This window comes from Streptomyces sp. SLBN-31, from assembly GCF_006715395.1.
GTDB lineage: Bacteria > Actinomycetota > Actinomycetes > Streptomycetales > Streptomycetaceae > Streptomyces.
The window spans coordinates 803496-828720 of record NZ_VFNC01000003.1; the positions used below are offsets into that span (position 1 = coordinate 803496).

The window sequence follows — 25225 nt, forward strand, 5'->3', positions numbered from 1 at the left end:
GAATTTGCCAGTCGGCGCAATGATGTTCACTTATGCGAGCGAAGTTCGCCTATTCGGCTTGAACGTCCGCGAGCTTTCGTGCCAGCAACGTCACGAACCTGCACCGGGTGCGAGGGTGCGGTGGAACTCGGCGTAGAGGACGGGGAGTTCGCGCGGTGAGGTGCGGATGTGCGCGTCGGGCCAGTTCGACCATCCTCGGCGACAGGTCGACGCCGAAGGCGGGGGCGCCCAGGCCGGCCAGATGGGCCGTCACGAAACCGGGGCCGCAGCCGAGGTCGGCGAGTGGGCCGAGGTTGGTGTCTCGTACCGTCTCGGCGAACATGCCGAGCAGGGTACGGGGAAGCGGATCCAGGTCCGGCGGCCGTGGTACCTGCTCGGCATAGGCGTCGGCGACGGTGTCGTAGGACTTCCGGACGGCGGCGAGACAGGAAGGCTCGCTCACCCCGGGGTCCCGCGGACCGTCGCCCGTCGCAGTCACAGCTGAAGGTCAGCTGATCTTCGCGTAGCCGTAGTTGATGAGCTTCTTCACGTCCGACGTGCGGTCGGTCGCGGAGGGGGCGGTCAGGACGGCGCCGATGACCGACTCGCCGTTCAGCGTGGCGGCGAAGACGAGGCAGTAGTGGGCGTCGGGGCCCGAGCCGGTCTTGATGCCGAGCGTGCCGTTCCAGCCGAGCAGCGTGTTGGTGTTCGTCCACGTGCTCATCGTGCGCGTGGACCCGGAGCTCGTGATCGTCTTCGCCGTGTACGACTTGGTCTTCACGACGGTCTTGAACGTGGTGCTCTTCATCACGCTCCGGGCGACCTTCGTCAGGTCGCGCGGCGTCGAGTAGTTGTTGCCGTTGCTGAGGCCGTCGAACGAGTCGAAGTGCGTGTTCGTCATGCCGAGGCTCTGGGCCATCGTGTTCATCTTGCCGATGAAGTTCTTGGTCCGGGCGGAGGACGTCGTGCCGGAACCGAATTTGTCGGCCAGCGCGAACGCGGCGTCGCAGCCGGACGGCAGCATCATCCCGTACAGCAGCTGACGGACGGTGACCTTGTCGCCGACGATCAGGTGGGCCGACGAGGGGTAGCCCTTGGCGACCATGTAGTCGCTGACGGCCTTCTTGATCGTGACCTTGGTGTCCAGGTTCAGGTTCGACTGCGAGAGCACGACCTTCGCGGTCATGATCTTCGTCGTGGAGGCCGTGAGCCGCTTGGTGTCGGCGGACTTGGTGAACAGGGTCTTGCCGGTGGCGCTGTTCATCAGGTACCCGCCCTTGGCGGTGATGGTGGGCGTGGTGACAGCCTGCGCCGGTGCCGCGGTGAGGGCTCCGGTGGCGAGCACTGCGCCGGCCGTGACGGCGACGGCTGCGGCTCTGCGGACACGGAAGCCCTTGATGGCGGTTTTCAACTCAAATACCCCGATTACGTCGAATGCCCATGAAATGCGGCCGAGTTGGAGGGGGGGGGAGCGGGGCCGCACATGTGTGACACGTAATTAGCACAGATGGTTGTGCGCCTGCTGAGTCAGGGCTCCCTACTGTGACGACCTTGGTACAGAAGGGTCCGCATGATGGACGGGGATCATCATGCGTACGTGTTGTATCTATGCTGTTCGCATGACCGGCCCCGGCACCCTGACCACCAAGCAACCACCCGCCGCCGACCGCGTGTACACCCACGTCAAGCAGGGCGTCCTGGAGCGCCGTTACGAGGGCGGGACCCTGCTGACCGAGGGTGAACTCGCCGAGGCCGTCGGGGTTTCGCGCACACCGGTGCGCGAGGCGCTGCTGCGCCTGGAGGTCGAGGGGCTGATCAGGCTCTACCCGAAGAAGGGAGCGCTGGTCCTGCCCGTCTCAGCCCAGGAGATCGCGGACGTGGTCGAGACCCGCCTGCTCGTCGAGGAGCACGCCGCCCGCAAGGCCGTACCGGCACCCGCCGGGCTGATCGGCCGTCTCGAGGAGCTGCTGGCCAGGCAGAAGGAGCAGGCCGCCGCCGGCGACCTGGCCGGGGCCGCCGTCACCGACCGCTGCTTCCACGCCGAGATCGTCCGCAGCGGCGGCAACGAGATCCTCTCCCGCCTCTACGACCAGCTCCGCGACCGCCAGTTGCGCATGGGCGTGGCGATCATGCACTCGCATCCGGACCGGATCGCCAAGACCCTCGCCGAGCACGAGGAGATCCTGGAGGCACTGCGGTCCGGGGACCCGGAGGCAGCGGTCGGGGTGGTCCACCGGCACGTCGGCTGGTTCTCGCACCTCGCCCGGGGTGAGGTCCGATGAGCCGCTCCTCCTCGTCCGCGACGATCACCCTCCCGGGTGATCCGCCGGGCGGCCGGCGTGCCATGGCCGTCTGGGCGGTCGGCGTCTCCGTCTACTTCGTCGCCGTCATCTTCCGTACGTCCCTGGGCGTGGCCGGCCTGGACGCCGCCGACCGTTTCCATGTGAACGCCTCCGCGCTGTCGACCTTCTCGATCCTGCAACTGCTGGTCTACGCCGGCATGCAGATACCGGTCGGGCTGCTGGTGGACCGGCTCGGCACCAAGAAGGTGCTGACCATCGGGGTCGTGCTGTTCACCGCGGGCCAGCTCGGATTCGCCTTCTCCCCCTCGTACGGCACGGCCCTCGCCTCCCGCGCCCTGCTCGGCTGCGGTGACGCGATGACGTTCATCAGCGTGCTGCGGCTCGGCACCCGCTGGTTCCCGGCCCGGCGCGGTCCGTTGGTCGCCCAGCTCGCGGGCCTGGTCGGCATGGCCGGCAACCTGGTCTCCACCCTGGTCATCGCCCGGCTGCTGCACGGCGTCGGCTGGACCGCGGCGTTCGCGGGCAGCGCGCTCGCCGGCGTCGTCGTCCTCGTCCTGATGCTGCTCTTCCTCCGGGACCACCCCGAGGGGCATGAGCCGGAGCCCGTGCCGCACCAGGGAGCGGCCTACGTCCGCCGTCAGATCGCCGCCTCCTGGCGGGAGCCGGGGACCCGCCTCGGCCTGTGGGTGCACTTCACCACCCAGTTCCCGGCGATGGTGTTCCTGCTGCTGTGGGGCCTGCCGTTCCTGGTCCAGGCGCAGGGCCTGTCCCGGGCCACGGCGGGCGAACTGCTGACCCTGGTCGTGCTGTCGAACATGCTGATCGGGCTCGTCTACGGCCAGATCGTCGCCCGGCACCACGCGGCCCGGCTGCCGCTGGCGCTCGGCACGGTCGGCGCGACGGCGCTGATGTGGGCGGTGACGCTGGCCTGGCCGGGCGAGCACGCGCCGATGTGGCTGCTGGTCGTGCTGTGCGCGGTGCTCGGGGCCTGCGGACCGGCGTCGATGATCGGCTTCGACTTCGCCCGCCCGGCCAACCCGCCCGAGCGGCAGGGCACGGCCTCCGGCATCACCAACATGGGCGGTTTCGTGGCCTCGATGACCACGCTGTTCCTTATCGGCGTCCTGCTGGACGCGACCGGCGACGACTACACCGTCGCCTTCTGCGCGGTGTTCGTGCTCCAGGCGCTGGGCGTCGGTCAGATCCTGCGGCTGCGCGGGCGGGTGGCCCGGCGGGAGCGGGAGCGGCTGGTGGCCAGCCGGGTGGAGACGGTGCACGTGCCCGCCTGACGCGCACGGCCCACCTGCGGGTTCTGCCCGGGGGGACCGGCACAGGGCGCATCCTGTGCCGGTGGAGCCGGCCCCACGCGTCGTCCTACCGGGTGACCGCGAAGTTCCGCAGGATCGCCGCCGTCAGCTGGGGGTCGCCCTCCGCCTTCACCCGGTCCGCCACCGCGTCCGCCGTCACCCGGCCGCAGGCCAGGCGCACAAACGTCTCCCAGTCGAGGGTGAGGGTGGCGGCGGGACCGAGCGCGGGGGCCGTCTCCAGGGTGCCGCGGCCCTGGATGTCGACCCGGATGGTGCGCAGGAACTCGATGGGGCCGTGCACGTCGAAGACGATCGCCGAACTGCGCGGCGCGTCCGCCCGTTCGGCCACGACCACGGGCAGCTCGCCGAGCAGGACGTCCCGCGCGATGTGCGCGCCGGGGGAGTCCAGGTTGCCCGGACGGCCGAGGGCCGCGCGCAGGTCCTGCTCGTGCACCCACACGTTGAACGCGTGGGACCGCATGGACTCCTCCAGCGTCAGCTCCGTGCCGAGCGGGCCGCGCACCTTGGTCCCCGGGTCCCGGGACTCGTTGCGCAGCTGGCGGTTGCGGCGGATGATCACGTACTCGAGCTCGGAGGTCATCTCCGGCGCCGTGTGGTGGCGGCGCACGTCGACCTGCATCTCCATGTAGCGCTGGTGGTCGTTGGTGACGTGGAACAGATCGCGCGGCAGCGTGTGGATGGGCCGCGGGTCGCCGAGCATCTCGCAGTCCAGTCCCATGACATGGGAGACGATGTCGCGGACCGACCAGCCGGGGCACGGCGTCCGCCGGTTCCACTCTCCCTCCACAAGTGGCCCGACCAGCTCGGATATCGCTTCGATGGAATGCGTCCAGGCGTCGGCGTAGGGCTGGAGGGTGGGATGCAGACTCACGGAACGGGACCCCTCGGCGGTCGGTACACGGGCGGTTGGTGGCGGCTTTGCCAGTGGGAGGTGGCTGCACTCGGCGCGGTCTTGAGACTCCCCCCGTTCTCGGCTGCGCTCGAACCGGGTGGACCCCCAAGTTACGCTGCTGTGAGGCACCCCGGCAGTGCTTTCGTGTGACGATCGTAGGCCCGTATCAACGGCTCGAATGCCAGGACGGTGGTAGTGTGCGCGCCTCTCTCATCCAGATCGCCGTAGAAGAGGGCGAATCGGTCGAAGCCCGTCGTGGGCGTGTGGCGTCCCTGGTGAGGGAGCAGGCCGGGGCCGACCTGGTCGTGCTGCCGGAGCTGTGGACCACGGGCGCCTTCGCCTACGAGGAGTTCGGCACCGAGGCCGAGCCGCTGGAGGGGCCGACCTACGAGGCCATGGCCAAGGCGGCGAGTGACGCGGGCGTGTGGCTGCACGCGGGCTCCATCCCCGAACGGGACCCGGAGGGCCCGCTGTACAACACCTCCCTCCTCTTCTCGCCGTCCGGCGACCTCGCCGCCGCCTACCGGAAGATCCACCGCTTCGGCTTCGACAAGGGCGAGGCCGTGCTGATGGGCGCGGGCCGCGAACTGGTGACGGTCCGGCTGCCCGGGACGACCCTCGGTGTCGCCACCTGCTACGACCTCCGTTTCCCCGAACTCTTCCGCGGCCTCGTCGACGCCGGCGCCGAGACCCTGGTGGTCCCGGCGGGCTGGCCCGAGCGCCGCCGGGCGCACTGGACGCTGCTGGCCCGGGCGCGGGCGGTCGAGAACCAGGCGTTCGTGCTCGCCTGTGGAACGGCCGGGACCCACGCGGGAGTTCCGCAGGCGGGTCACTCGATCGTGGTGGACCCCTGGGGCGAGGTGCTGGCAGAGGCGGGAGCCGGCGAGGAGGTCCTCACCGTGGACTTCGACCCCGCCAAGGTCGCCACGACCCGGGAGCAGTTCCCGGCCCTGAAGGACCGCATGCTGGGCCTGGAACCCCCGCACCGGGTCTGACGGCGCACGGGGTACGGGGCCGTCAGTCGTCCCGGTCCTTCTCCGCCAGGTGGATCACGCACACCGCCACCGCGATCAGCAGCGCCGGGTCGGCGTCGTCGCGGACCATGTCGACGCCGTAGGTCTCCCGGACGTGCAGCCAGCGCCGGGAGACGACCGCGAGCAGCTCACCGTCGTACTCGACGACGAACTCCCGGTCCAGGATCTTGCCGCTGACGTCGAGTTCGGAGCCGTCGGCCAGGGACACCCGGTAGTGGTTGCGCAGCAGGGACAGGCGCTTGCGCCTGATGGTGGCCAGGGCCGCGCCGTCCCGTTCGATGACCATGGTGTCGCGCAGCGCGAACATCTTCTGGTGAATGTCGATCAGGACCCGTCCCTGGGTGTCCTTCAGCTCGAAGGTGTCCCTCAGGCGCATGGCCTTGCCGTCGACGAGGAACGCCTTGTCGCCGCGCTCGTCCTCGATCCAGTAGTCCTCGCCGAAGCCGAGGAGCCGGTCGCGTACCTGGAATCTCATGTCCCCACCCCTTCCCCGGCCGCGCCTCGGGAACGCCGCCGGTAGGCCGACGGGCTGACGCCCCCTCGCACCGCTCGCGGCCACGCCCCGACCTGACCGGACCCCGTACTCGACCGGGCCGAGGGGTGTCTCGCAGATGAACTTCGCTCGTGTGTGCGGAAGTTGTCCAACCCAACCTGAGACCGCCGAGTCGGATCAGGCACAGGGCGCACAGCGCCGCACAGAGCTTCCGGAGGTCTCGTCATGCTCTCTCGTCCCGTCCACCGCCGGATGACCCGTACCGTCTCGGCGGCGGCCCTCGTCCTCGGCACGGCCCTGGCCGCCCCGCTCGCCCTCTCCGGCACCGCGGGAGCGGCGACCGCCTCGGCCGGCGCCTCGGTCAACCAGTACGACTGGCAGCTCACCTACCGGGCCGCCGCCGGCCAGGCGAACAAGGCCACCGTCACCGCCTCGCTCACCGCCGACAAGACGGGCATCACGTACCTGATCGACGACGTCGTCCCGATAGCCGCCGGCCACGACTGCGTCCACCCCGCCGCCTCGGACCTCACCAGGGTCTCCTGCACCGTCACCTTCGTGGACAGCCAGGACCCGTACCCGGGTGTGATCGTGGACCTCGGCGACGGCAACGACACGCTCAGGTACGCCAACGGCAGCGACCAGATCTACACCTACGCCCAGATCGTCCTGGGCACCGGCAACGACCGCGCGACCGACTCCGGCCGCCTCGACGGCGCCTACGTCTCCGGCGGTTCGGGCAACGACATGATCACCGTCGGCGCGGAGGGCCTGGCCTGGGGCGAGGACGGCAACGACACGATCACCGCGAGCGGCGGCGACAACATCGTGCAGGGCGGCCGGGGCAACGACGTGCTGCACGGCGGAAACGGCGCCCAGTACCTCTCCGGGGACGACGGCAACGACACCGTCACCGGCGGATCCGACGCCGACTCCCTCTACGGCGGCAAGGGCGACGACGTCCTGTACGGCAACAGCGGCAACGACAAGCTCTACGGCAACAGTGGCGACGACAGGCTGTACGGGGGCCCCGGCAAGGACACGCTCTCCGGTGGCCCGGGTAAGGACGTGGTCCGCCAGGGCTGAGAAAGGTCCGGTCGGCTGCCCCGGCCGACCGGACCTTCGTTTCAGACGCCGTAACCGTCGCTGTAGCCGTCCCGCCGATGCGTGGCGCGCTCCTCGTCGATGACCGGCGTCGTGGGCGGTACCACCACTCGGCGACGTCGGGCGATGCTGCTGAAGGTGCTCACACCGATCAGCCCGACGATCATGAGGATGATGCCGACCAGGTCGAGGTTGACCCCCTGCATGTGCCAGTCGGTCGCGAAAGTGAGGATGGCTCCCGCGGCGATGAGGATGATGCATCCGCCGAGGCCCATGAGTGTCGCCTCCCTGTCCGGTCCGGTGGTTCCGGACTTCCGGTCAACTCCGTGTACCCGGACACGCCCTGACCATGCGGAGGCCATCGCTCACGTCACGTCTACGCCTCCAGGAAGGCCACCAGCGCGTTCGCCAGCAGGAACGGGTCGTCCGCGCCGCACAGTTCGCGCACGCTGTGCATCGACAGGATCGCGACGCCGATGTCGACGGTCCGGATGCCGTGCCGGGCCGCGGTGATCGGTCCGATGGTGGTGCCGCACGGCATGGAGTTGTTGGAGACGAAGGACTGGAACGGCACGCCCGCCTTCTCGCAGGCGGCGGCGAACACCGCGCGGCCCGAACCGTCCGTGGCGTAGCGGTTGTTGACGTTGACCTTGAGGATGGGGCCGCCGTTGACGCGCGGGTGGTGCGTCGGGTCGTGCCGCTCCGCGTAGTTGGGGTGCACCGCGTGGCCCGTGTCGGAGGAGAGGCAGACCGTGCCCGCGAAGGCCCTGGCCCGGTCCTCGAAGGAGCCGCCGCGCGCGAACACCGAGCGCTCCAGCACGTTCCCGAGCAGTGGGCCGTCCGCGCCCGTGTCCGACTGCGAGCCGTTCTCCTCGTGGTCGAAGGCGGCCAGCACCGGGATGCAGGGGAGTTCGGAGCCCCCGGCGGCCACCGCGGTCAGCGCGGCCACGGCCGAGTGCACGGACAGCAGGTTGTCCATCCGGGGCCCGGCGAGCAGTTCCTGGTCCCGGCCCAGGTAGGCGGGCGGTTCCACGGAGTGCGTCATCAGGTCCCAGCCGGTGACCTCGCCGGCGCCGAGACCGGACTCCTCCTTCAGGAAGGCGATCAGGTCGCCGTCGCGCACGTCGTGGCCGAGCCCCCACACGGGCTGCAGATGACGCTGCTTGTCGAGTTTGAGGCCCTCCGCCGAGACCGAACGGTCCAGGTGGATGGCGAGCTGGGGCACCCGCAGCAGCGGCCGGTCGACGTTCACCAGGCGGGTCGAGCCGTCCCGCAGGGTCAGCCGGCCGGCCAGGCCCAGGTCGCGGTCCAGCCAGGAGTTGAGCAGGGGGCCGCCGTAGATCTCCACGGCAACCTGGCGCCAGCCGTGCGCCCCGGTGTCCGGCCGGGGCTTGACCCGCAGGTTGGGGGAGTCGGTGTGGGCGCCGACGATACGGAACGGCGTGTGGGGCGCCGCGCCCTCGGGGACGTACCAGGCGATGATCGCGCCGCCGCGCAGCACGTACTTGCCACCGGTCGTCCCGTCCCAGGCGTCCGTCTCCGCGACCTGCCGGAAACCAGCCTTCTCCAGCCGCTCGGCGGTGCTCGCCACGGCGTGGTACGGCGAGGGACTCGCCGTCAGGAAGGACATGAGGTCGTCGGTGTGGCCGCGGTCGAAGCGGGGGGGTTCGCTCATGGTGTTCACCTTAACGACGTACGAAGGCCCGCTCCGCGCGTACCGGAAGTACGGGGAGCGGGCCCTGTGCGGGGGGTGACTAGAACGCGGCCTCGTCCAGTTCCATCAGGTCCAGGTCGACGTTCTCGGCGAGCTTGCGCGCGCCCGTGACGCCGGGCAGGACGTTGGCCGCGAAGAACTTCGCCGCCGCGATCTTGCCGCTGTAGAACGCCTTGTCCTTGGCGGAGGCGGACGGGAGCTTCTCGGCGGCGACCGCGGCGCCCTTGAGGAGCAGGTAGCCGACGACCACGTCACCGGAGGCCATGAGCAGGCGGGTGGTGTTCAGGCCCACCTTGTAGATGTTCTTGGTGTCCTGCTCGGTGGCCGCGAGGTCGGTCAGCATCAGGCCGACGATCGCCTCCAGCTCGACGGCGGCCTTCGCCAGGTGTTCGCGGGCGCCCGCCAGATCCTCGCCGCCGGTGCCCAGCGCCAGGAACTTCTTGATGTCCTCGGCGAGGGAGTTCAGCGCCGCGCCCTGGTTGCGCACGATCTTCCGGAAGAAGAAGTCCTGGCCCTGGATCGCGGTCGTGCCCTCGTACAGGGTGTCGATCTTGGCGTCCCGGATGTACTGCTCGATCGGGTACTCCTGAAGGAACCCGGAGCCGCCGAAGGTCTGCAGCGACTGGGCGAGCTGCTCGTAGCCCTTCTCGGAGCCGTAGCCCTTGACGATCGGCAGGAGCAGGTCGTTGAGCGCGTGCTCGGTCTTGGCGTCCTCGCCGTTCGCCTCCTTGATCTGGATGGCGTCCTGGATCGAGGCGGTGTACATCACCAGCGCGCGCATGCCCTCCGCGTACGCCTTCTGCGTCATGAGCGAGCGGCGCACGTCGGGGTGGTGGGTGATGGTGACCTTGGGCGCGGACTTGTCCATGAAGTTCGCCAGGTCGGGGCCCTGGACGCGCTCCTTGGCGTACTCCAGCGCGTTCAGGTAGCCCGTCGACAGCGTCGAGATGGCCTTCGTGCCGACCATCATGCGGGCGAACTCGATGATCCGGAACATCTGGCGGATGCCGTCGTGCTTGTCGCCGATCAGCCAGCCCTTGGCGGGGTGCTGGTCGCCGAACGTCATCTCGCACGTGTTGGAGGCCTTCAGGCCCATCTTGTGCTCGACGTTCGTGGCGTAGACGCCGTTGCGCTCGCCCAGCTCGCCGGTCTCGAAGTCGAAGAGATACTTCGGGACCAGGAAGAGGGACAGGCCCTTGGTGCCGGGGCCGGCGCCCTCGGGGCGGGCGAGGACGTAGTGGAGGATGTTCTCCTCCATGTCGTGCTCACCGGAGGTGATGAAGCGCTTCACGCCCTCGATGTGCCAGGAGCCGTCCTCCTGCTGCACCGCCTTGGTGCGGCCGGCGCCGACGTCGGAGCCCGCGTCGGGCTCGGTGAGCACCATCGTCGAACCCCACCGCTTGTCCACGGCGATCTTCGCGATGTGCTTCTGTACGTCGTTGCCCTCGTCGAAGAGGATGCCGGCGAACGCCGGGCCGGAGGCGTACATCCACACGGCCGGGTTCGAGCCGAGCAGCAGCTCCGCGTAGGCCCAGATCAGGGAGCGCGGCGAGGTGGTGCCGCCGATCTCCTCGGGCAGGCCCAGGCGCCAGTACTCCGACTCCATGAAGGCGTTGTAGCTCTTCTTGAAGGACGCCGGGACGGGCGCGGTGTTCGTCTCGGGGTCGAAGACCGGCGGGTTGCGGTCGGCGTCCGCGAAGGACTCCGCCAGCTCGTTCTCCGCGAGCCGGGTGAGCTCCTCGAGGATGCTCTTCGCGGTCTCCGCGTCCATCTCCGCGAACGGGCCGGAGCCGTACACCTGGTCCCGTCCGAGGACTTCGAACAGGTTGAACTCGATGTCGCGGAGATTCGACTTGTAGTGCCCCATGGCGACAGCTCCGTAAGAGAGATCGGCGAGGCACTGACGTGGATCCTCGCGCCTGCTTCTAGTTCACGTACCAACAAGTAGCTCCGATGATGCTACCCGTCGGTAATAAGAAGCAACCCCGTTCCGGACATCTGTGACCGAGCCCTCGTGCGGGGTCAGTAGTCTGTGGGGCATGTACGGCTACGACCAGAACGTTGGGGCCCAGCAGCAGTACGGCGTCCCGCCGCAGCAGCAGATGCCGGGCGGGTACGGCCAGCAGCCGCCGCTGTACCCCGAGCCGTCCCCGCCCTCGCTGGCGGACGCGGTGCGCGCCTTCACCACCGGCCAGATGTCGGCGGAGGACTTCCAGCAGGTCTTCGCCACGTCCAAGGTGTACTGCCCGCGCGGTGACAACCCCGGCTTCCTCGCCCTGCACAACACCCAGCAGCCGGTCATCCCGATGTTCACCTCCCTCAAGGAGCTGCGCCGGTACGCGGGCAAGGAGTCCAAGTACTTCGTGATCACGGGCGCCGAGGTGATCGACCTCCTTCCGACCGGCTACGGCTTCGTCCTGGACATGGAGGGCGAGCACCGGATGGTGTTCGACGCGAAGGCGGTCGAGCAGATGGTGGAGTTCGCGATGAGACGGATGTACGGCTGAGCCGACGCCGTCGCCGGGAGCCCGGAGGGAATGCCCTCCGGGCTCCTTCTGTTGTGGGGTGGCAGAAAGTTCAATGCTCAACTAAACTGGCCGCACAAGGAGGTACCGACATGCCTGCAGTGACCGTCGAGAACCCGCTGACCCTGCCCCGCGTCGCCGCGCCGGCCGACGCCGTGGCGCGTCCCGTGCTCGCCGTCACGACCGCGCCGAGCGGTTTCGAGGGTGAGGGCTTCCCGGTGCGCCGGGCGTTCGCCGGGATCAACTACAAGTACCTCGACCCGTTCATCATGATGGACCAGATGGGCGAGGTGGAGTACGCGCCGGGCGAGCCCAAGGGCACCCCCTGGCACCCGCACCGCGGCTTCGAGACCGTCACCTACATCATCGACGGGATCTTCGACCACCAGGACTCCCAGGGCGGCGGCGGCACCATCACCAACGGCGACACCCAGTGGATGACGGCCGGCTCCGGTCTGCTGCACATCGAGGCCCCGCCGGAGTCCCTGGTGATGTCCGGCGGCCTCTTCCACGGCCTGCAGCTGTGGGTGAACCTCCCGGCCAGGGACAAGATGATGGCGCCGCGCTACCAGGACATCCGCGGCGGCAACGTCCAGCTGCTCACCACCCCCGACGGCGGCGCGCTGCTGCGGGTCATCGCCGGTGAGCTGGACGGCCACCAGGGCCCCGGCATCACCCACACCCCGATCACGATGATCCACGCCACGCTCGCGCCCGGCGCGGAGCTCACCCTGCCGTGGCGGGAGGACTTCAACGGTCTGGCGTACGTCCTGGCCGGGCGGGGCGCGGTCGGCACCGAGCGGCGTCCGGTCCACCTCGGCCAGACGGCGGTCTTCGGCGCCGGTTCCTCGCTCACCGTCCGCGCGGACGAGAAGCAGGACAGCCACACCCCGGACCTGGAGGTCGTGCTGCTGGGCGGACAGCCGATCCGTGAGCCCATGGCCCACTACGGCCCGTTCGTCATGAACACCCGCGAGGAACTGCAGCAGGCGTTCGAGGACTTCCAGAAGGGCCGGCTGGGCACCGTTCCCGCCGTGCACGGGATGACCGAGGGCGGTCTGTAAGGCCGGTGAGGCGATCACCGAGGAGGCGGCACCCTACGGGGTCACCGCCTCCTCGGCCTCGTAGAGCTCGAACCAGATGCTCTTGCCCTCGCCCCGCGGGTCAACTCCCCACGCCTGGGCGAGCAGTTCCATCAGGACCAGTCCGCGGCCGGAGGAGGCCAGCTCCCCGGGGCGGCGCCGGTGCGGCAGGTCGTCGCTGGTGTCGTTGACCTCCACGCGCATCCGGCGGCTGCCCGGCTCGCCCCGGACCTCGGCCAGCAGCAGGGCGTCGGCGTCGGTGTGGACCAGGACGTTCGTCAGCATCTCCGACAGCAGCAGCACCGCCGAGTCGATCTGGTCCGGCGAGCGCCAGTCGTGCAGCAGCTCGCGCAAGTGCTGGCGGGCCACCGCCACCCGCTCCGGCTCGGCCTGGGCGACGGACAGCATCGTGCGCCGGACCTGCGGCGCCACCCCCGGCAGCGCGTCGGCGCAGCCGCAGCCCTCCCCCGGCCGGCACAGCAGCAGCACCGCTATGTCGTCCTCACGGCGGTCGGCGAGCGGGCCCGTGGTGTGGTGCGAGGACGGGCCGTGCACGCCCTGGACCAGGGCGTCGGCGAGTTCCTCCAGGTCGCCCTTGTGGTCCTCCAGGATCTCGCGGATGCGCTGCCAGCCACTGTCCAGGTCGTGCCCGCCGGTCTCGATGAGGCCGTCGGTGCAGATCAGCATCGTTTCACCGGGTTCGAGGGCGAAACGCGTGGTGGGGTAGTCGGCGTCCGGGTCGATGCCGAGCGGCAGACCGCCGGCGGTCGGACGGGCCAGCACCGTGCCGTCGGCGAGACGGATCGCCGGGTCGGGGTGGCCGGCCCGGGCGATGTCGAGGGTGCCGGTGGCCGGGTCGGCCTCGACGTAGAGGCAGGTCGCGAAGCGCGGGTCGACGGAGTCGCCGTCGGTCATGCCGTGCAGGAAGCGGGAGGCGCGGGAGAGGACCGCGTCGGGCCGGTGCCCCTCGGAGGCGTAGGCGCGCAGGGCGATACGGAGCTGGCCCATGAGTCCGGCGGCGCGCACGTCATGGCCCTGGACGTCCCCGATGGCCAGCGCGAACCTGCCGCCGGGCAGCGGGATCATGTCGTACCAGTCGCCGCCGACCTGGAGGCCGCCGCCGGTGGGGACGTAGCGGGCGGCGACGTTCATGCCCGGTATCTGCGGGCCGAGCGTCGGCAGCATGGAGCGCTGGAGGCCGTCCGTCAGGGCCCGCTCGGTCTCCGCCGCGCCGGCGCGGGAGAGAGCCTGGGCGAGCATGCGGGCGACGGTGGTCAGCACCGAGCGCTCGTCGGGCGTGAAGGCGACCGGGTAGGCGAAGGACGCCATCCAGGCGCCCATCGTGCGGCCGGCCACGATGAGCGGCAGGAACGCCCAGGACTGGCGGCCGAAGCTCTCCACCAGCTGCCACATGACGGGGTAGCGGGCCTTGTAGTCGGACGGGGTCGACAGATAGACGGCGCGGCCCGTGCGTATGACCTCGGCCGCCGGATGGTCCGTGTCCAGCGGCATCGCGGCGAACGGGTCCTCGTCGCCGGGCTGGTAGCCGTGCAGGCCGATGACGGTCACCCGCTCGCCCTCGGTGCCGAAGACCGCCAGTCCGTCCGGCGAGAAGCCGGGCATCGACAGGCCCGCCGCGACCCGCAGCACCTCCTCCGTCGACCGCGCCTCGGCCAGCGCCCGGCCCGCGTCCAGCAGGAACGCCTCCCGGGAGCGCCGCCAGTCACCGGTGACGGCGCTGCGTCCGGCCGGGGTGCCCGGGGTCGGCTCGGTGACCTCCTGCAGGGTGCCGATCAGCTGGAACGCGTGGCGTTCCGTGTCGTACGACGGTTTGGAACGGGAGCGGACGACGCGCAGCACGCGGCCGTGGTCGTCCATGATCCGGATGCGTACCTCGGCGAGGGTGCGCTCGGCGACGGCGAGACCCACCACGCTGATGATCTCGTTCCAGTCGACCGGGTGCAGCCGGGCCCGGGCCTGGGCCTCGGTGAGCGTGGCCGGTTCGGCGGGCAGCCCGAGCAGCCGTGCCGCCTCGGCGTCGACCGTGACCAGCTCGGTGGCGGTGTCCCAGGTCCACAGGCCGGTCGCGAGGGTGGCGAGGACCTCCCCCACGGGCGGCAAGGGCTCGCCAGTGCGCATTGCCCCACTTTATGGAGTGGTGATCGAGGAGTGCCACCGATCCGTACCAGGAGTGCCGCTCGTCACGCGTCCGTCAAGACCGCCCCGTAATGGTGGGGAGCCGATCTTGGGGCGGCCGGTACCCTTGGGAGGTCCGGGCCGTGCGCCCGTTCATGCCGGGCGGCAACCCCGGCACATACCACCCCACCACGAAGGACGATGAACGACGATGCATCGGTACAGGTCCCACACCTGCGGCGAGCTCCGCTCCTCTGACGTCGGCACCGACGTCCGGCTGAGTGGCTGGCTGCACAATCGGCGCGACCTGGGCGGCATCCTCTTCATCGATCTGCGCGATCACTACGGCATCACGCAGCTCGTCGCCCGTCCCGGCACCCCCGCGTACGAGGCCCTGGACAAGCTGTCCAAGGAGACGGTCGTCCGTGTCGACGGCGGCGTTGTTTCACGTGGAACCGAGAACGTGAACCCCGATCTGCCCACCGGCGAGATCGAGATCGAGGTCGGCGAGGTCGAGGTGCTGGGCACCGCCGCCCCACTGCCCTTCACGATCAACGCCGAGGACGGGGTCAACGAGGAGCGGCGCCTGGAGTACCGCTTCCTCGACCTGCGCCGCGAGCGCATGCACAAGAACATCATGCTGCGTACGGCGGTCATCTCGGCGATCCGGCACAAGATGACGGCGCTGGGCTTCAACGAGATGGCGACCCCGATCCTGTCGGCGACCTCCCCCGAGGGCGCCCGCGACTTCGTGGTCCCCTCCCGGCTGAACCCGGGCAAGTTCTACGCCCTGCCGCAGGCGCCGCAGCAGTTCAAGCAGCTGCTGATGATCTCCGGCTTCGACCGCTACTTCCAGATCGCGCCCTGCTTCCGCGACGAGGACGCCCGCGCCGACCGCTCGCCGGGCGAGTTCTACCAGCTCGACGTCGAGATGAGCTTCGTCGAGCAGGAGGACGTCTTCCGCCCCATCGAGCAGCTGATGACCGAGCTTTTCGAGGAGTTCGGCAACGGCCGCCACGTCACATCGCCGTTCCCCCGCATCCCCTTCCGCGAGGCGATGCTGAAGTACGGCTCCGACAAGCCGGACCTGCGCGCCCAGCTGGAGCTCGTCGACATCACCGACATCTTCGAGGGCTCGGAGTTCAAGGCCTTCGCCGGCAAGCACGTGCGCGCGCTGCCCGTGCCGGACGTCTCCGCGCAGCCCCGCAAGTTCTTCGACCAGCTCGGTGACTTCGCCGTCTCGCAGGGCGCGAAGGGCCTGGCCTGGGTGCGCGTGGCCGAGGACGGTTCGCTCTCCGGCCCGATCGCCAAGTTCCTGACCGAGGAGAACGTCGCCGAGCTGACCAAGCGCCTGTCGCTGGCCGCCGGGCACGCGGTGTTCTTCGGCGCGGGCGAGTTCGACGAGGTCTCCAAGATCATGGGCGCGGTCCGCGTCGAGGCCGCCAAGCGCGCCGGGCACTTCGAGGAGGGCGTCTTCCGGTTCTGCTGGATCGTCGACTTCCCGATGTACGAGAAGGACGAGGACACCGGCGCCATCGACTTCTCGCACAACCCCTTCTCCATGCCGCAGGGCGGCCTGGAGGCCCTGGAGACCCAGGACCCGCTGGACATCCTGGGCTGGCAGTACGACATCGTCTGCAACGGCGTCGAGCTGTCCTCCGGCGCGATCCGGAACCACGAGCCCGAGATCATGCTGAAGGCCTTCGAGATCGCGGGCTACGACCGCGACACCGTCGAGGAGAAGTTCGCCGGCATGCTGCGCGCCTTCCGCTTCGGCGCCCCGCCGCACGGCGGCATCGCCCCCGGCGTCGACCGCATCGTCATGCTCCTCGCGGACGAGCCGAACATCCGCGAGACCATCGCCTTCCCGCTCAACGGCAACGCCCAGGACCTGATGATGGGCGCGCCGACGGAGCTGGAGGAGGCGCGGCTGAAGGAGCTGCACCTGTCGGTGCGCAAGCCGCAGCCGAAGTAACCCCGAGCGTATCCGTAGGGCTCGAAACCGACGCCGGTTTCGAGCCCTTCGGCTTGCCCGGCCGGTCTGGGGAACCTCACTGGAGGCGCACAGCGATCCCGGGGGAGCAGCACAGAGCCCTGGCGTCTCATGGGGGACGACACCACGAGGAAGGGCCGCCCTCCGGGCCGCCGGGCGAGGAGGAAACCATGGGGCACACGATCGCGTTCTCGGCGCTGCTGATCACCGGAGTGGTCGTCGCCGTCGCCCTGCTGCGACGCGGGCGGGCGGGGCGGGACGACTCCCGGCTGGACGCTGAGGCCGAGGCCAACCGCTGGCTGATCCGGCTGGGCGGCAGCCTGATGCCGCCCGGGACCACCGGCTGGGGGACCACGGGCGAATCGGCCGGCCGGGCGCTGACCGAGGCCGCCGAGTGCCACCGCACCGCCCGGGCCCGCCTGGCCGAGGCCCGTACGACCGCCCAGTACGAACAGGTCACGCGCACTGCTCAGGAAGGCCTGCGGCACGTCCGCACGGCACGCGAGGTGCTGGGCCTGGAGATGTCCGTCTGAGCCGCCCCGGACCGGCCCGGCAGAGAATTTCCGCGGCCCCGGCAACCCCACGTGCACCAGCGGCAACTGACGGAGCGAAAGCCCCTCCACCGGAGCTTCTCCCTCCGCACAGTTCCCCCGGTACGTAAGGAATCCCCGTGGCCGCTCCCACCCACCGTCGGTCTCTTCGCAAGCGGCGTGTTCTCGTCGTCTCCGCCGCCGCTGTCGCCGCGGGTGTCGGTGCCGGTGTTCTCGTGATGAACGCGAACGCCGGGACGACGACCGTCGACCTGTACCACCAGACGCTCGCCGCCAAGGACGGCTGGGCCTCCTCCGGTACCGGTACGACCGGCGGCGCGAAGGCCGACGCCGCGCACACCTTCACCGTCTCCACCCGAGCCCAGCTGGTGAAGGCCCTGGGATCCGCGTCGGACACCACCCCGCGGATCATCAAGGTCAAGGGCACCATCGACGCCAACACCGACGACTCCGGCAAGAAGCTGGCCTGCGCCGACTACGCCAAGGGCACCGGCTACTCGCTGTCCGCCTATCTGAAGGCCTTCGACCCCGCCACCTACGGCCGGTCCAAGCTGCCCTCCGGCACCCAGGAGACCGCGCGGGCCGCCGCGCAGAAGAAGCAGGCCGACACCATCGTCTTCAAGGTGCCGGCCAACACCAGCATCGTGGGCGTGCCGGGCACCAAGGCCGGCATCACCGGCGGCATGCTGCAGATCCAGAAGGTGGACAACGTCATCGTCCGCAACCTCACCTTCGCCGCGACCGAGGACTGCTTCCCGCAGTGGGACCCGACCGACGGCGACGCGGGCAACTGGAACTCGCAGTACGACTCGGTGACCCTGCGCGGTGCCACCCACGTCTGGGCGGACCACAACACGTTCACCGACGCGCCCGGCCTCGACACCGCCGACCCCACGTACTACGGCCGCCAGTACCAGATCCACGACGGCGAGCTCGACATCACCAAGGGTTCCGACCTGGTCACCGTCGAACGCAACCGGTTCACCAACCACGACAAGACCATGCTGATCGGCAGCAGCGACACCGACTCCACCGGCAAGCTGCGCGTCTCCATCCACCACAACGTGTGGAAGGGCATCGTGCAGCGGGCACCGCTGGCCCGGCTCGGCCAGATCCACATCTACAACAACGTGTACGACACGGCGCCCCTGAACGGTTACACCCTGCAGTACAGCATCAACTCCCGCGCCAAGGCGCAGGTCGTCGCGCAGGCCAACTACTGGAAGATCCCCTCCGGCCAGAAGGTCGCGGGGCTCGTCAGCGGTGACGGTACGGGTTCCATCGCGGGCAGCGGCAACCTGGTCAACGGCACCGCGACCGACGTCGTCGCCGCCCACAACGCCGCCAACTCCAAGAAGATCAAGACCACGGTGAACTGGACGCCGACGCTGACGGCCGGCCTGGAGACGTCGGCGAAGAACCTGCGGACGGAGCTGGCCGCCACGACCGGCGCCGGGATCCTGTCCTAGAGCGACAGGCCCCTAGGTGTCGTAGGAGCCGTCCCAGGGCGGGGAGAAGAACAGGCGGTCCGGGAAGAGCTCGGCCCAGCTGCCCTCCTCGTCCTCGCCGGTCACCAGGCCGAACACCACGTCGTCGACGGTGACCTGAAACGGCCGTATCGCGATGTCCGTGTAGGAGCGGCGGGGCAGGCTGCGCAGGAGCTTGGCCAGATGGACGCGGGCGCGTTGGAGGACCGACGCGTCACCGTCCGGATCCTGCAACTGCTCGGCCCAGGTGCCCGCACACCAGATCTCCGAGTCGCGGTAGCGGCCCTCGAAGTCGAAGGTGTGCAGGACGGTGTAGAGACGCTTGTGCTCTTCCCAGCCGTGGTCGAGACGGAATCCGGCGGGGAAGGCGTACGTGAGCGACGCCAGGAACTGCCCCTCGGAGTACCGGCCGATGGACTCGGTCCGGCTCCTGGGCTCGTAGGCGATCGGGACGACTTCGGGCACTGCCATGGCGGAACAATACGGGGCTCGGAAAGCTGTTCGGCTTCCCGAGCCCCGTCTTCCACGGTTCCTCCGCGTGTTACTGCTCCGGCTCGCCGCCGAAGCGCTCCTTGTAGGCCTCGAGGTCCTCGTCCGTGAGCTTGGCGAACAGCACCGGCGGGACCGTGAACGGGGTGCCGGCCGGGACGGCGGTGAGCGCACGGGCCTCGGCCGCGGTGACCCAGGCCGCGGTGTCGTCGGCGAGCGAGAACGCCTGGCGCATGGCGGCCGAGGTCGCCGGGATGAACGGCTCCGAGACAACCGCGTACAGGTGGATGAGGTTCATCGCCGTGCGCAGGGTGAGGGCCGCGCCCTCCTTGTCCGTCTTGATCTCCAGCCAGGGGGCCTTCTCCTCCAGGTAGGAGTTGCCGGCCGACCACAGGGCGCGCAGGGCCGCGGCGGCCTTGCGGAACTGGAGCGACTCCATGTGCGACTCGTACTCCGCGAGGAGCTCCGCGATCTGCTCGCCCAGCTTCGTCTCCGCCTCGCCCGGCTGCCCGCCCGCGGGGACGTCGTCGCCGAAGCGCTTGCGGGAGAAGGACAGGACGCGGTTGACGAAGTTGCCGAGGGTGTCGGCCAGGTCCTTGTTGACCGTGGCGGTGAAGTGCTCCCACGTGAAGGACGAGTCGTCGGACTCGGGGGCGTTGGCGATGAGGAAGTAACGCCAGTAGTCGGCGGGGAGGATCTCCAGCGCCTGGTCGGTGAAGACACCGCGCTTCTGGCTGGTGGAGAACTTGCCGCCGTAGTACGTCAGCCAGTTGAAGGCCTTGACGTAGTCGACCTTCTTCCACGGCTCGCGCACGCCCAGCTCGGTGGCCGGGAACATCACCGTGTGGAACGGGACGTTGTCCTTGGCCATGAACTCGGTGTAGCGGACGTCGGCGTCGACGTCGTACCACCACGACTTCCAGTCGCGGTTCGCCGGGTCGAGGTCCGCCCACTCCTTCGTCGCGCCGATGTACTCGATCGGGGCGTCGAACCAGACGTAGAAGACCTTGCCCTCGGCCGCCAGCTCCGGCCAGGTGTCCGCCGGGACCGGCACGCCCCAGTCCAGGTCGCGGGTGATCGCGCGGTCGTGCAGGCCCTCGTTCAGCCACTTGCGGGCGATGGAGGAGGCCAGCTGCGGCCAGTCGTCCTCGTGCCGGGCGACCCAGGCCTCGACCTCGTGCTGCAGCTTGGACTGCAGGAGGAAGAGGTGCTTGGTCTCGCGGACCTCCAGGTCGGTGGAGCCGGAGATCGCCGAACGCGGGTTGATCAGGTCGGTCGGGTCCAGGACGCGGGTGCAGTTCTCGCACTGGTCGCCGCGGGCCTTGTCGTAGCCGCAGTGCGGGCAGGTGCCCTCGACGTAGCGGTCGGGGAGGAAGCGGCCGTCGGCGGGGCTGTACACCTGGCGGATCGCCCGCTCCTCGATGAAGCCGTTCTCGTTGAGGCGGCGGGCGAAGTGCTGGGTGATCTCGACGTTCTGCTCGCTGGAGCTGCGGCCGAAGTAGTCGAAGGCGAGCGCGAAGCCGTCGTAGACCGCCTTCTGCGCGTCGTGCGCCTGCGCGCAGAACACGTCGACCGGGAGGCCCTGCTCCTTCGCGGCCAGCTCGGCCGGGGTGCCGTGCTCGTCCGTCGCACAGATGTACAGGACGTCGTGGCCGCGCTGGCGCAGGTAGCGGGAGTACACGTCCGCCGGGAGCATGGACCCCACCATGTTGCCCAGGTGCTTGATTCCGTTGATGTACGGAAGGGCGCTGGTGATGAGGTGTCGAGCCATCGGGGGCTGCTCCCAGGTCGGATTTCGGTGTTCTCGGTTCTTTGCGAACCTTGAAATCGTAGCCGACACGGGTGGGCCGCCCGCTTCCCGTTTTACAGGGTGGGAAGGGGCGGCCGCTCGTCGTCCGACGGTTGTGCGGGTTACGGGCGCCAGTCGATCAGTACGCCGTCGTAGAGCTCCGCGTCCGTGAGCTCCAGGGGGGTCGGGCCCGCGTGGAAGAAGGCCGTGTTGTCGGTCTTCAGCTTGCGGAGGTAGTCGAAGGCCTTGTTGTCGTGGTCGCCGAACGCGACGAAGGAGAAGAACACCTGGGGGTGGGACTTCGCGGCCTCGTTGAGCGCCTGGGTGGCGGGGGTCTTCGCGTCCGGGGCGCCGTCCGTCTGGAAGACGACCAGGGCGGGGGTGCCGGGGGTGGCGTGCTCGTCGTAGTGGGCGAGGACCGCTTCGACCGCTGCGTGGTAGCTGGTACGGCCCATGCGGCCGAGGCCCGCGTGGGCCTCGTCGATCGCGTTCTCGGGGGAGGCGGGGGTGAGGTCGACGGTGCCGTCCACCTCCGTGGAGAAGAAGACGACGTGGACGCCGGGCGTCTCGTCGGTGAGGTGCTGCGCGAGGGCGAGGGTCTGGTCGGCGAGGGCCTGGGCGGAGCCGTCCTTGTAGTACGGGCGCATGCTCGCGGAGCGGTCGAGTACGAGGTAGAGCCGCGCTCGGGTGCCGGTGAGGTTGGCCTTGGCGAGGGCTTCCGCGACGGCGGAGGGGGGCGGGACGGCCTCGGCTTCGCCTTCGGCGGGCTGGTCGTTCCCACCCGCACCACCCGTGACGGTCTCGTCGTCGGGTGCGGGTGCCTCCTGTGCGGCGTCCTCGCCATCGGCGGCCGCGGGCCCGTCCGTGGCGACATCGGGTTCGGGGCCGGTCTCCGGCGCGGGCTCCGGGGCGGAGTCCGCCACCGGCTCGTCCTCGACGACGGCTTCCTCGGCGACCGGGGCCTCGGGAGCGGCCTCGGCGACGGCTTCGGCCTTCGGCTCGTCCTCGACGGCCGGGGCCTCCGCGACGGCCGGGGCTTCGGGAGTGGTCTCCGATGCGGCCGGTTCCCGGGGCGTCGGTTCCTCGGTGACTGGCTTGTTCTCGGGCTCGGTCTCGGCCACCGGCTCCACGGCCACCGGGGCCGCGGGCTCCTGCTCTTCCGCCTCCGCCTCCGGCTCGGGGTCGGCTGCGGCTGCCTCCGGCTCGCTTTCGGTGACGGGCTCCTCCGTCACCGGGGCCTCGACAGCGGCGGCCTCCGGCTCCGCGGCCTTCGGCTCGGCGGGCCCGGCCTCCGGCTCCGCGGCCTTCGGCTCGGCCTCCGGCTGGGGGGTCCCCTCCGCAGCCTCGGTCTTCGGCTCGGTCGGCTCCGTGACCGCCGCCTCGGGCTCCGGCTCGGCCGTCTTCTCGGCCGTGGCGGCCTCGGTCTTCGGCTCAGCTGCTTCCTCGGACGGGGCTTCGGGCTCCTGCTCCGTGGCCGCCTCCGCGGCCGGTGCCGGCTCCGCGACCGCCTCCGCGGCCGGTGTCCGCTCCGTGGGCGTCTCCGCGGCCGGTGCCGGCTCCGCGACCGCCTCCGCGGCCGGTGTCCGCTCCGTGGGCGTCTCCGCGGCCGGTGCCGGCTCCGCGACCGCCTCCGCGGCCGGTGTCCGCTCCGTGGGCGTCTCCGCGGCCGGTGCCGGCTCCGCGACCGCCTCCGCGGCCGGTGTCCGCTCCGTGGGCGTCTCCGCGGCCGGTGCCGGCTCCGCGACCGGCTCCGCAGTCGGTGCCGGCTCCGCGACCGCCTCCGCGGCCGGGGTCGGGTCGGTCGGCTTGGGGACCGAGACTTTGTCGAAGGCTGCCGCGACCAGGTCGTGTTCGTCGTCGCGGGGAGCGTCCGGGGCCGATTCGGTGCGGGGGGACGGGAGCCGGGGGGACGCCGTCGGCTCGGGAGCCGGCTGCGAAGGGGTCTGGTCGGCACCCTCTGCTTCGGCGGCACGCCCCTTGCGTGACCTGCCGAATGCGTTTCGAAGGAGAGTGAGAATGCCCATGCGCGCAACCCTTCGCGTGAGTCGAAACCGTCAATCACTGGCCAGGACGGACACGTAAGGTTAGCGGCCCCGGATGGCGATCTTGGGGAGGGGCGGTAGACGGGGCACCCGTCTTTGTCAACGGCCCCACGCTTCCCCCGCGTTCACTCTTCGTTCACCCGGTCGCAGCGTCCCCGCGCGGGTATACCCCTACCGTCACGATCACACCAAGGGATCGCAAGGGGAGAGCAAAGTGCGCAAGCTGCTGCCGATCATCACGCATTCGGGCGGCCGGTCCGCCATGACCTGCCGGTTCCGGTGCGGTGACGCCTGTTTCCACGAGGTGCCGAACACCAGCTCCAACCCCTACGTCGGTGATGTCATCGCCGCCGCCCTCGGCCGGCGTTCGCTGATGCGGGCCGCCGCCGTGGTGACCGTCGCGGCCGCGGCCGGCACGGCAGGCCTCGCGGGCGCCGATCCCGCCGCCGCGGGGGCACAGCCGTACGGGAAGCCGAAACCCGGCGGCGACGGCGCCCGCGGGCTGCGGTTCGGCGCCGTCGCTCCCAACACGGTGGACGCCGTCGTCGTCCCGGACGGTTATGCGCAGAACGTCGTCATCCGCTGGGGCGAGCCCATCCTGCGCGGTGCCCCCGCCTTCGACCCGGAGAAGCAGACGGCCGCCGCGCAGGCCGGACAGTTCGGGTACAACAACGACTTCCTCGCCCTGCTGCCCCTTCCGGGCGAGCGCGGGCGGCAGCTGCTCGTCGCCAACCACGAGTACACGGACGAGATCCTGATGTTCCGCGGCTACGACGCCGAGCGGCCGACCCGGGAGCAGGTCGAGGTCGCCTGGGCGGCGCACGGCCTGTCCGCCGTCGTGGTGGAGGAGGACCGGAAGACGGGGCGGCTGACCGCCGTGCCCCGGCACCACCTCAACCGGCGCGTCACCGCCACCACCGCGTTCCGGCTCACCGGTCCCGCCGCCGGCAGCCCGCTGCTCAGGACGTCCGCCGACCCGACCGGCACCAAGGTCCTCGGCACCCTCAACAACTGCTCCGGCGGGACCACCCCCTGGGGGACGACCCTGCACGGGGAGGAGAACTTCAACCAGTACTTCGCGGGCGGATCGCGGGCCACGGACAAGCGGTACGGCGTCGGGACGGGGGCGACCGAGCGCAAGTGGGAGCGCTTCGACAAGCGGTTCGACCTCGCCCGGGAGCCCAACGAGGTGCATCGCTTCGGGTACGTCGTCGAGTTCGACCCGTACGACCCGGACTCCACGCCCCGCAAGCACACCGCCCTCGGCCGGTTCAAGCACGAGGCGGCGACCGTGCGGCTCACCGCCGACGGGCGGCCCGTCGTGTACTCCGGCGACGACGAGCGGTTCGACTACTTCTACAAGTTCGTCGGCAGCAAGCGCATGCGGCACGGGACGGGCCGGTCCGTGCGCGAGCACAACCTGTCGCTGCTCGACGAGGGCACCCTGTACGTCGCCCGGCTCACCGGTGACTCCCCCGCCGTCGAGATCGACGGCAGCGGGAAGCTGCCCGCCGACGGCGAGTTCGACGGCAGCGGCCAGTGGATCCCGCTCGCCACCGCCACCGCCGACGGCGCGGTCTCGCACGTCGAGGGGATGTCGGCCGACGAGGTGTTCGTCTTCACCCGGCTCGCGGGGGACAAGGTCGGCGCCACCAGGATGGACCGGCCGGAGGACATCCAGCCCTCCCCGCACACCGGCAGGGTGTACGTCGCCCTCACCAACAACTCCAACCGCGGCATCGGCGCGAACGCGAAGGCCGACGAGGCCAACCCGCGCAACGCCAACAAGCACGGTCACGTACTGGAGTTGACCGAGCGTCACAACAGGCCCGAGAGCGAGCGGTTCGCCTGGTCGCTCTTCCTCGTCGCCGGTGATCCCGACGACCCCGCCACCTACTTCGCCGGGTTCCCCAAGGACGCGGTCAGCCCGATCTCCTGCCCGGACAACGTCGCCTTCGACCCGCACGGCAACCTCTGGATCTCCACCGACGGCAACCAACTCGGCTTCCACGACGGACTGTTCGGCGTCGCCACGCGCGGCGAGCGGCGGGGCGAGCTGAAGCAGTTCCTCACCGTGCCGACCGGCGCGGAGACCTGCGGGCCGGTGATCCAGCGGCGGCGCGTGCTCGTCGCCGTGCAGCACCCGGGCGAGGTCGACGGGGCGTCCGTGGAGAAGCCCGCGAGCAACTGGCCCGACGGGCCCGGGAAGATCACCCGGCCGGCCGTGGTCGCCGTGTGGCGTCGGGACGGCCGCGACATCGGCGTCTGAGGGGTCGCGGGCGGC

General features: G+C 70.3%; 20 protein-coding genes and 1 pseudogene. 10 read left to right on the top strand and 11 right to left on the bottom strand.

Annotated elements, in window-relative coordinates; genetic code table 11:
* Window positions 1-102: 102 nt before the first annotated feature.
* Together FBY22_RS41320 and FBY22_RS41325 are read right to left on the bottom strand one after the other, a co-directional pair.
* Window positions 103-442: pseudogene (locus FBY22_RS41320) on the bottom strand (methyltransferase domain-containing protein); the annotation flags it as partial.
* Between the two features lie 45 nt (window positions 443-487).
* Window positions 488-1390 carry a D-alanyl-D-alanine carboxypeptidase family protein gene (locus FBY22_RS41325; RefSeq protein ID WP_142153731.1) on the bottom strand — a complete coding sequence of 301 codons (903 nt, stop codon included), beginning with the start codon at window positions 1388-1390 and terminating at the stop codon, window positions 488-490.
* A gap of 208 nt (window positions 1391-1598) precedes the next feature.
* Between FBY22_RS41325 and FBY22_RS41330 the strand changes: the two genes are divergently transcribed.
* Both FBY22_RS41330 and FBY22_RS41335 read left to right on the top strand, forming a co-directional pair.
* Window positions 1599-2261: a GntR family transcriptional regulator gene (locus tag FBY22_RS41330; protein WP_142153733.1), complete on the top strand. Its 663-nt coding sequence runs from the start codon at window positions 1599-1601 to the stop codon at window positions 2259-2261.
* Entirely contained in the window at window positions 2258-3571 is a 1314-nt protein-coding gene (locus tag FBY22_RS41335) for a nitrate/nitrite transporter (protein ID WP_142153735.1), read from the top strand. The genes FBY22_RS41330 and FBY22_RS41335 overlap by 4 nt, the downstream gene beginning before the upstream one ends.
* Window positions 3572-3656: 85 nt before the next feature.
* Here FBY22_RS41335 and FBY22_RS41340 read toward each other — a convergent pair whose 3' ends face one another.
* Window positions 3657-4481, bottom strand: coding sequence for a maleylpyruvate isomerase family mycothiol-dependent enzyme (locus FBY22_RS41340; protein ID WP_142153737.1), 825 nt, complete (start codon window positions 4479-4481; stop codon window positions 3657-3659).
* A 218-nt stretch (window positions 4482-4699) separates the two neighbouring features.
* On the opposite strand from FBY22_RS41340, the gene FBY22_RS41345 reads away from it, so the two are divergent.
* Window positions 4700-5497, top strand: coding sequence for a carbon-nitrogen family hydrolase (locus FBY22_RS41345; protein ID WP_142153738.1), 798 nt, complete (start codon window positions 4700-4702; stop codon window positions 5495-5497).
* 22 nt (window positions 5498-5519) lie between these two features.
* Here FBY22_RS41345 and FBY22_RS41350 read toward each other — a convergent pair whose 3' ends face one another.
* Complete coding sequence (locus FBY22_RS41350; protein WP_142153740.1) at window positions 5520-6011, bottom strand: LURP-one-related/scramblase family protein; 492 nt, start codon at window positions 6009-6011, stop codon at window positions 5520-5522.
* 243 nt (window positions 6012-6254) lie between these two features.
* Here FBY22_RS41350 and FBY22_RS41355 point away from each other — a divergent pair, with 243 nt between their 5' ends.
* Window positions 6255-7115: a calcium-binding protein gene (locus FBY22_RS41355; RefSeq protein ID WP_142153742.1), complete on the top strand. Its 861-nt coding sequence runs from the start codon at window positions 6255-6257 to the stop codon at window positions 7113-7115.
* Between the two features lie 41 nt (window positions 7116-7156).
* Here FBY22_RS41355 and FBY22_RS41360 read toward each other — a convergent pair whose 3' ends face one another.
* The 3 genes from FBY22_RS41360 to FBY22_RS41370 form a co-directional block, all read right to left on the bottom strand.
* Entirely contained in the window at window positions 7157-7408 is a 252-nt protein-coding gene (locus tag FBY22_RS41360) for a DUF6458 family protein (protein WP_058924231.1), read from the bottom strand.
* Between the two features lie 101 nt (window positions 7409-7509).
* The gene (locus FBY22_RS41365; RefSeq protein ID WP_142153744.1) at window positions 7510-8808 is read right to left on the bottom strand and encodes a M18 family aminopeptidase; all 1299 of its coding nucleotides are present in this window, start codon (window positions 8806-8808) and stop codon (window positions 7510-7512) included.
* 79 nt (window positions 8809-8887) lie between these two features.
* A complete protein-coding gene (locus tag FBY22_RS41370) occupies window positions 8888-10714 on the bottom strand; it encodes an acyl-CoA dehydrogenase (protein ID WP_142153746.1) in 1827 nt (608 codons plus the stop codon).
* 172 nt (window positions 10715-10886) lie between these two features.
* Here FBY22_RS41370 and FBY22_RS41375 point away from each other — a divergent pair, with 172 nt between their 5' ends.
* Both FBY22_RS41375 and FBY22_RS41380 read left to right on the top strand, forming a co-directional pair.
* A complete protein-coding gene (locus tag FBY22_RS41375; RefSeq protein ID WP_058924228.1) occupies window positions 10887-11354 on the top strand; it encodes an SseB family protein in 468 nt (155 codons plus the stop codon).
* Between the two features lie 110 nt (window positions 11355-11464).
* Window positions 11465-12436 carry a pirin family protein gene (locus FBY22_RS41380; RefSeq protein ID WP_142153748.1) on the top strand — a complete coding sequence of 324 codons (972 nt, stop codon included), beginning with the start codon at window positions 11465-11467 and terminating at the stop codon, window positions 12434-12436.
* 33 nt (window positions 12437-12469) lie between these two features.
* Here FBY22_RS41380 and FBY22_RS41385 read toward each other — a convergent pair whose 3' ends face one another.
* A complete protein-coding gene (locus FBY22_RS41385) occupies window positions 12470-14593 on the bottom strand; it encodes a SpoIIE family protein phosphatase (RefSeq protein WP_142153750.1) in 2124 nt (707 codons plus the stop codon).
* Between the two features lie 208 nt (window positions 14594-14801).
* Between FBY22_RS41385 and aspS the strand changes: the two genes are divergently transcribed.
* The 3 genes from aspS to FBY22_RS41400 all read left to right on the top strand — a co-directional run bounded on the left by aspS (window position 14802) and on the right by FBY22_RS41400 (window position 18603).
* Window positions 14802-16565 (top strand): aspartate--tRNA ligase, encoded by a 1764-nt coding sequence (aspS, locus tag FBY22_RS41390; protein WP_142153752.1) that lies wholly within the window; start codon window positions 14802-14804, stop codon window positions 16563-16565.
* Between the two features lie 188 nt (window positions 16566-16753).
* The gene (locus tag FBY22_RS41395) at window positions 16754-17116 is read left to right on the top strand and encodes a hypothetical protein (RefSeq protein ID WP_142153754.1); all 363 of its coding nucleotides are present in this window, start codon (window positions 16754-16756) and stop codon (window positions 17114-17116) included.
* Between the two features lie 137 nt (window positions 17117-17253).
* Window positions 17254-18603: a polysaccharide lyase family 1 protein gene (locus FBY22_RS41400; RefSeq protein WP_142153756.1), complete on the top strand. Its 1350-nt coding sequence runs from the start codon at window positions 17254-17256 to the stop codon at window positions 18601-18603.
* Between the two features lie 12 nt (window positions 18604-18615).
* On the opposite strand, the gene FBY22_RS41405 is transcribed toward FBY22_RS41400, so the two are convergent.
* The 3 genes from FBY22_RS41405 to FBY22_RS41415 form a co-directional block, all read right to left on the bottom strand.
* Window positions 18616-19092 (bottom strand): hypothetical protein, encoded by a 477-nt coding sequence (locus tag FBY22_RS41405; RefSeq protein WP_142153758.1) that lies wholly within the window; start codon window positions 19090-19092, stop codon window positions 18616-18618.
* 70 nt (window positions 19093-19162) lie between these two features.
* A complete protein-coding gene (metG, locus tag FBY22_RS41410; RefSeq protein WP_142153760.1) occupies window positions 19163-20881 on the bottom strand; it encodes a methionine--tRNA ligase in 1719 nt (572 codons plus the stop codon).
* Between the two features lie 140 nt (window positions 20882-21021).
* The gene (locus FBY22_RS41415; protein ID WP_142153762.1) at window positions 21022-22923 is read right to left on the bottom strand and encodes a VWA domain-containing protein; all 1902 of its coding nucleotides are present in this window, start codon (window positions 22921-22923) and stop codon (window positions 21022-21024) included.
* Window positions 22924-23155: 232 nt separating this feature from the next.
* Between FBY22_RS41415 and FBY22_RS41420 the strand changes: the two genes are divergently transcribed.
* Window positions 23156-25210 carry a PhoX family phosphatase gene (locus tag FBY22_RS41420; protein ID WP_142153764.1) on the top strand — a complete coding sequence of 685 codons (2055 nt, stop codon included), beginning with the start codon at window positions 23156-23158 and terminating at the stop codon, window positions 25208-25210.
* The last annotated feature ends 15 nt before the right edge of the window (window positions 25211-25225 follow it).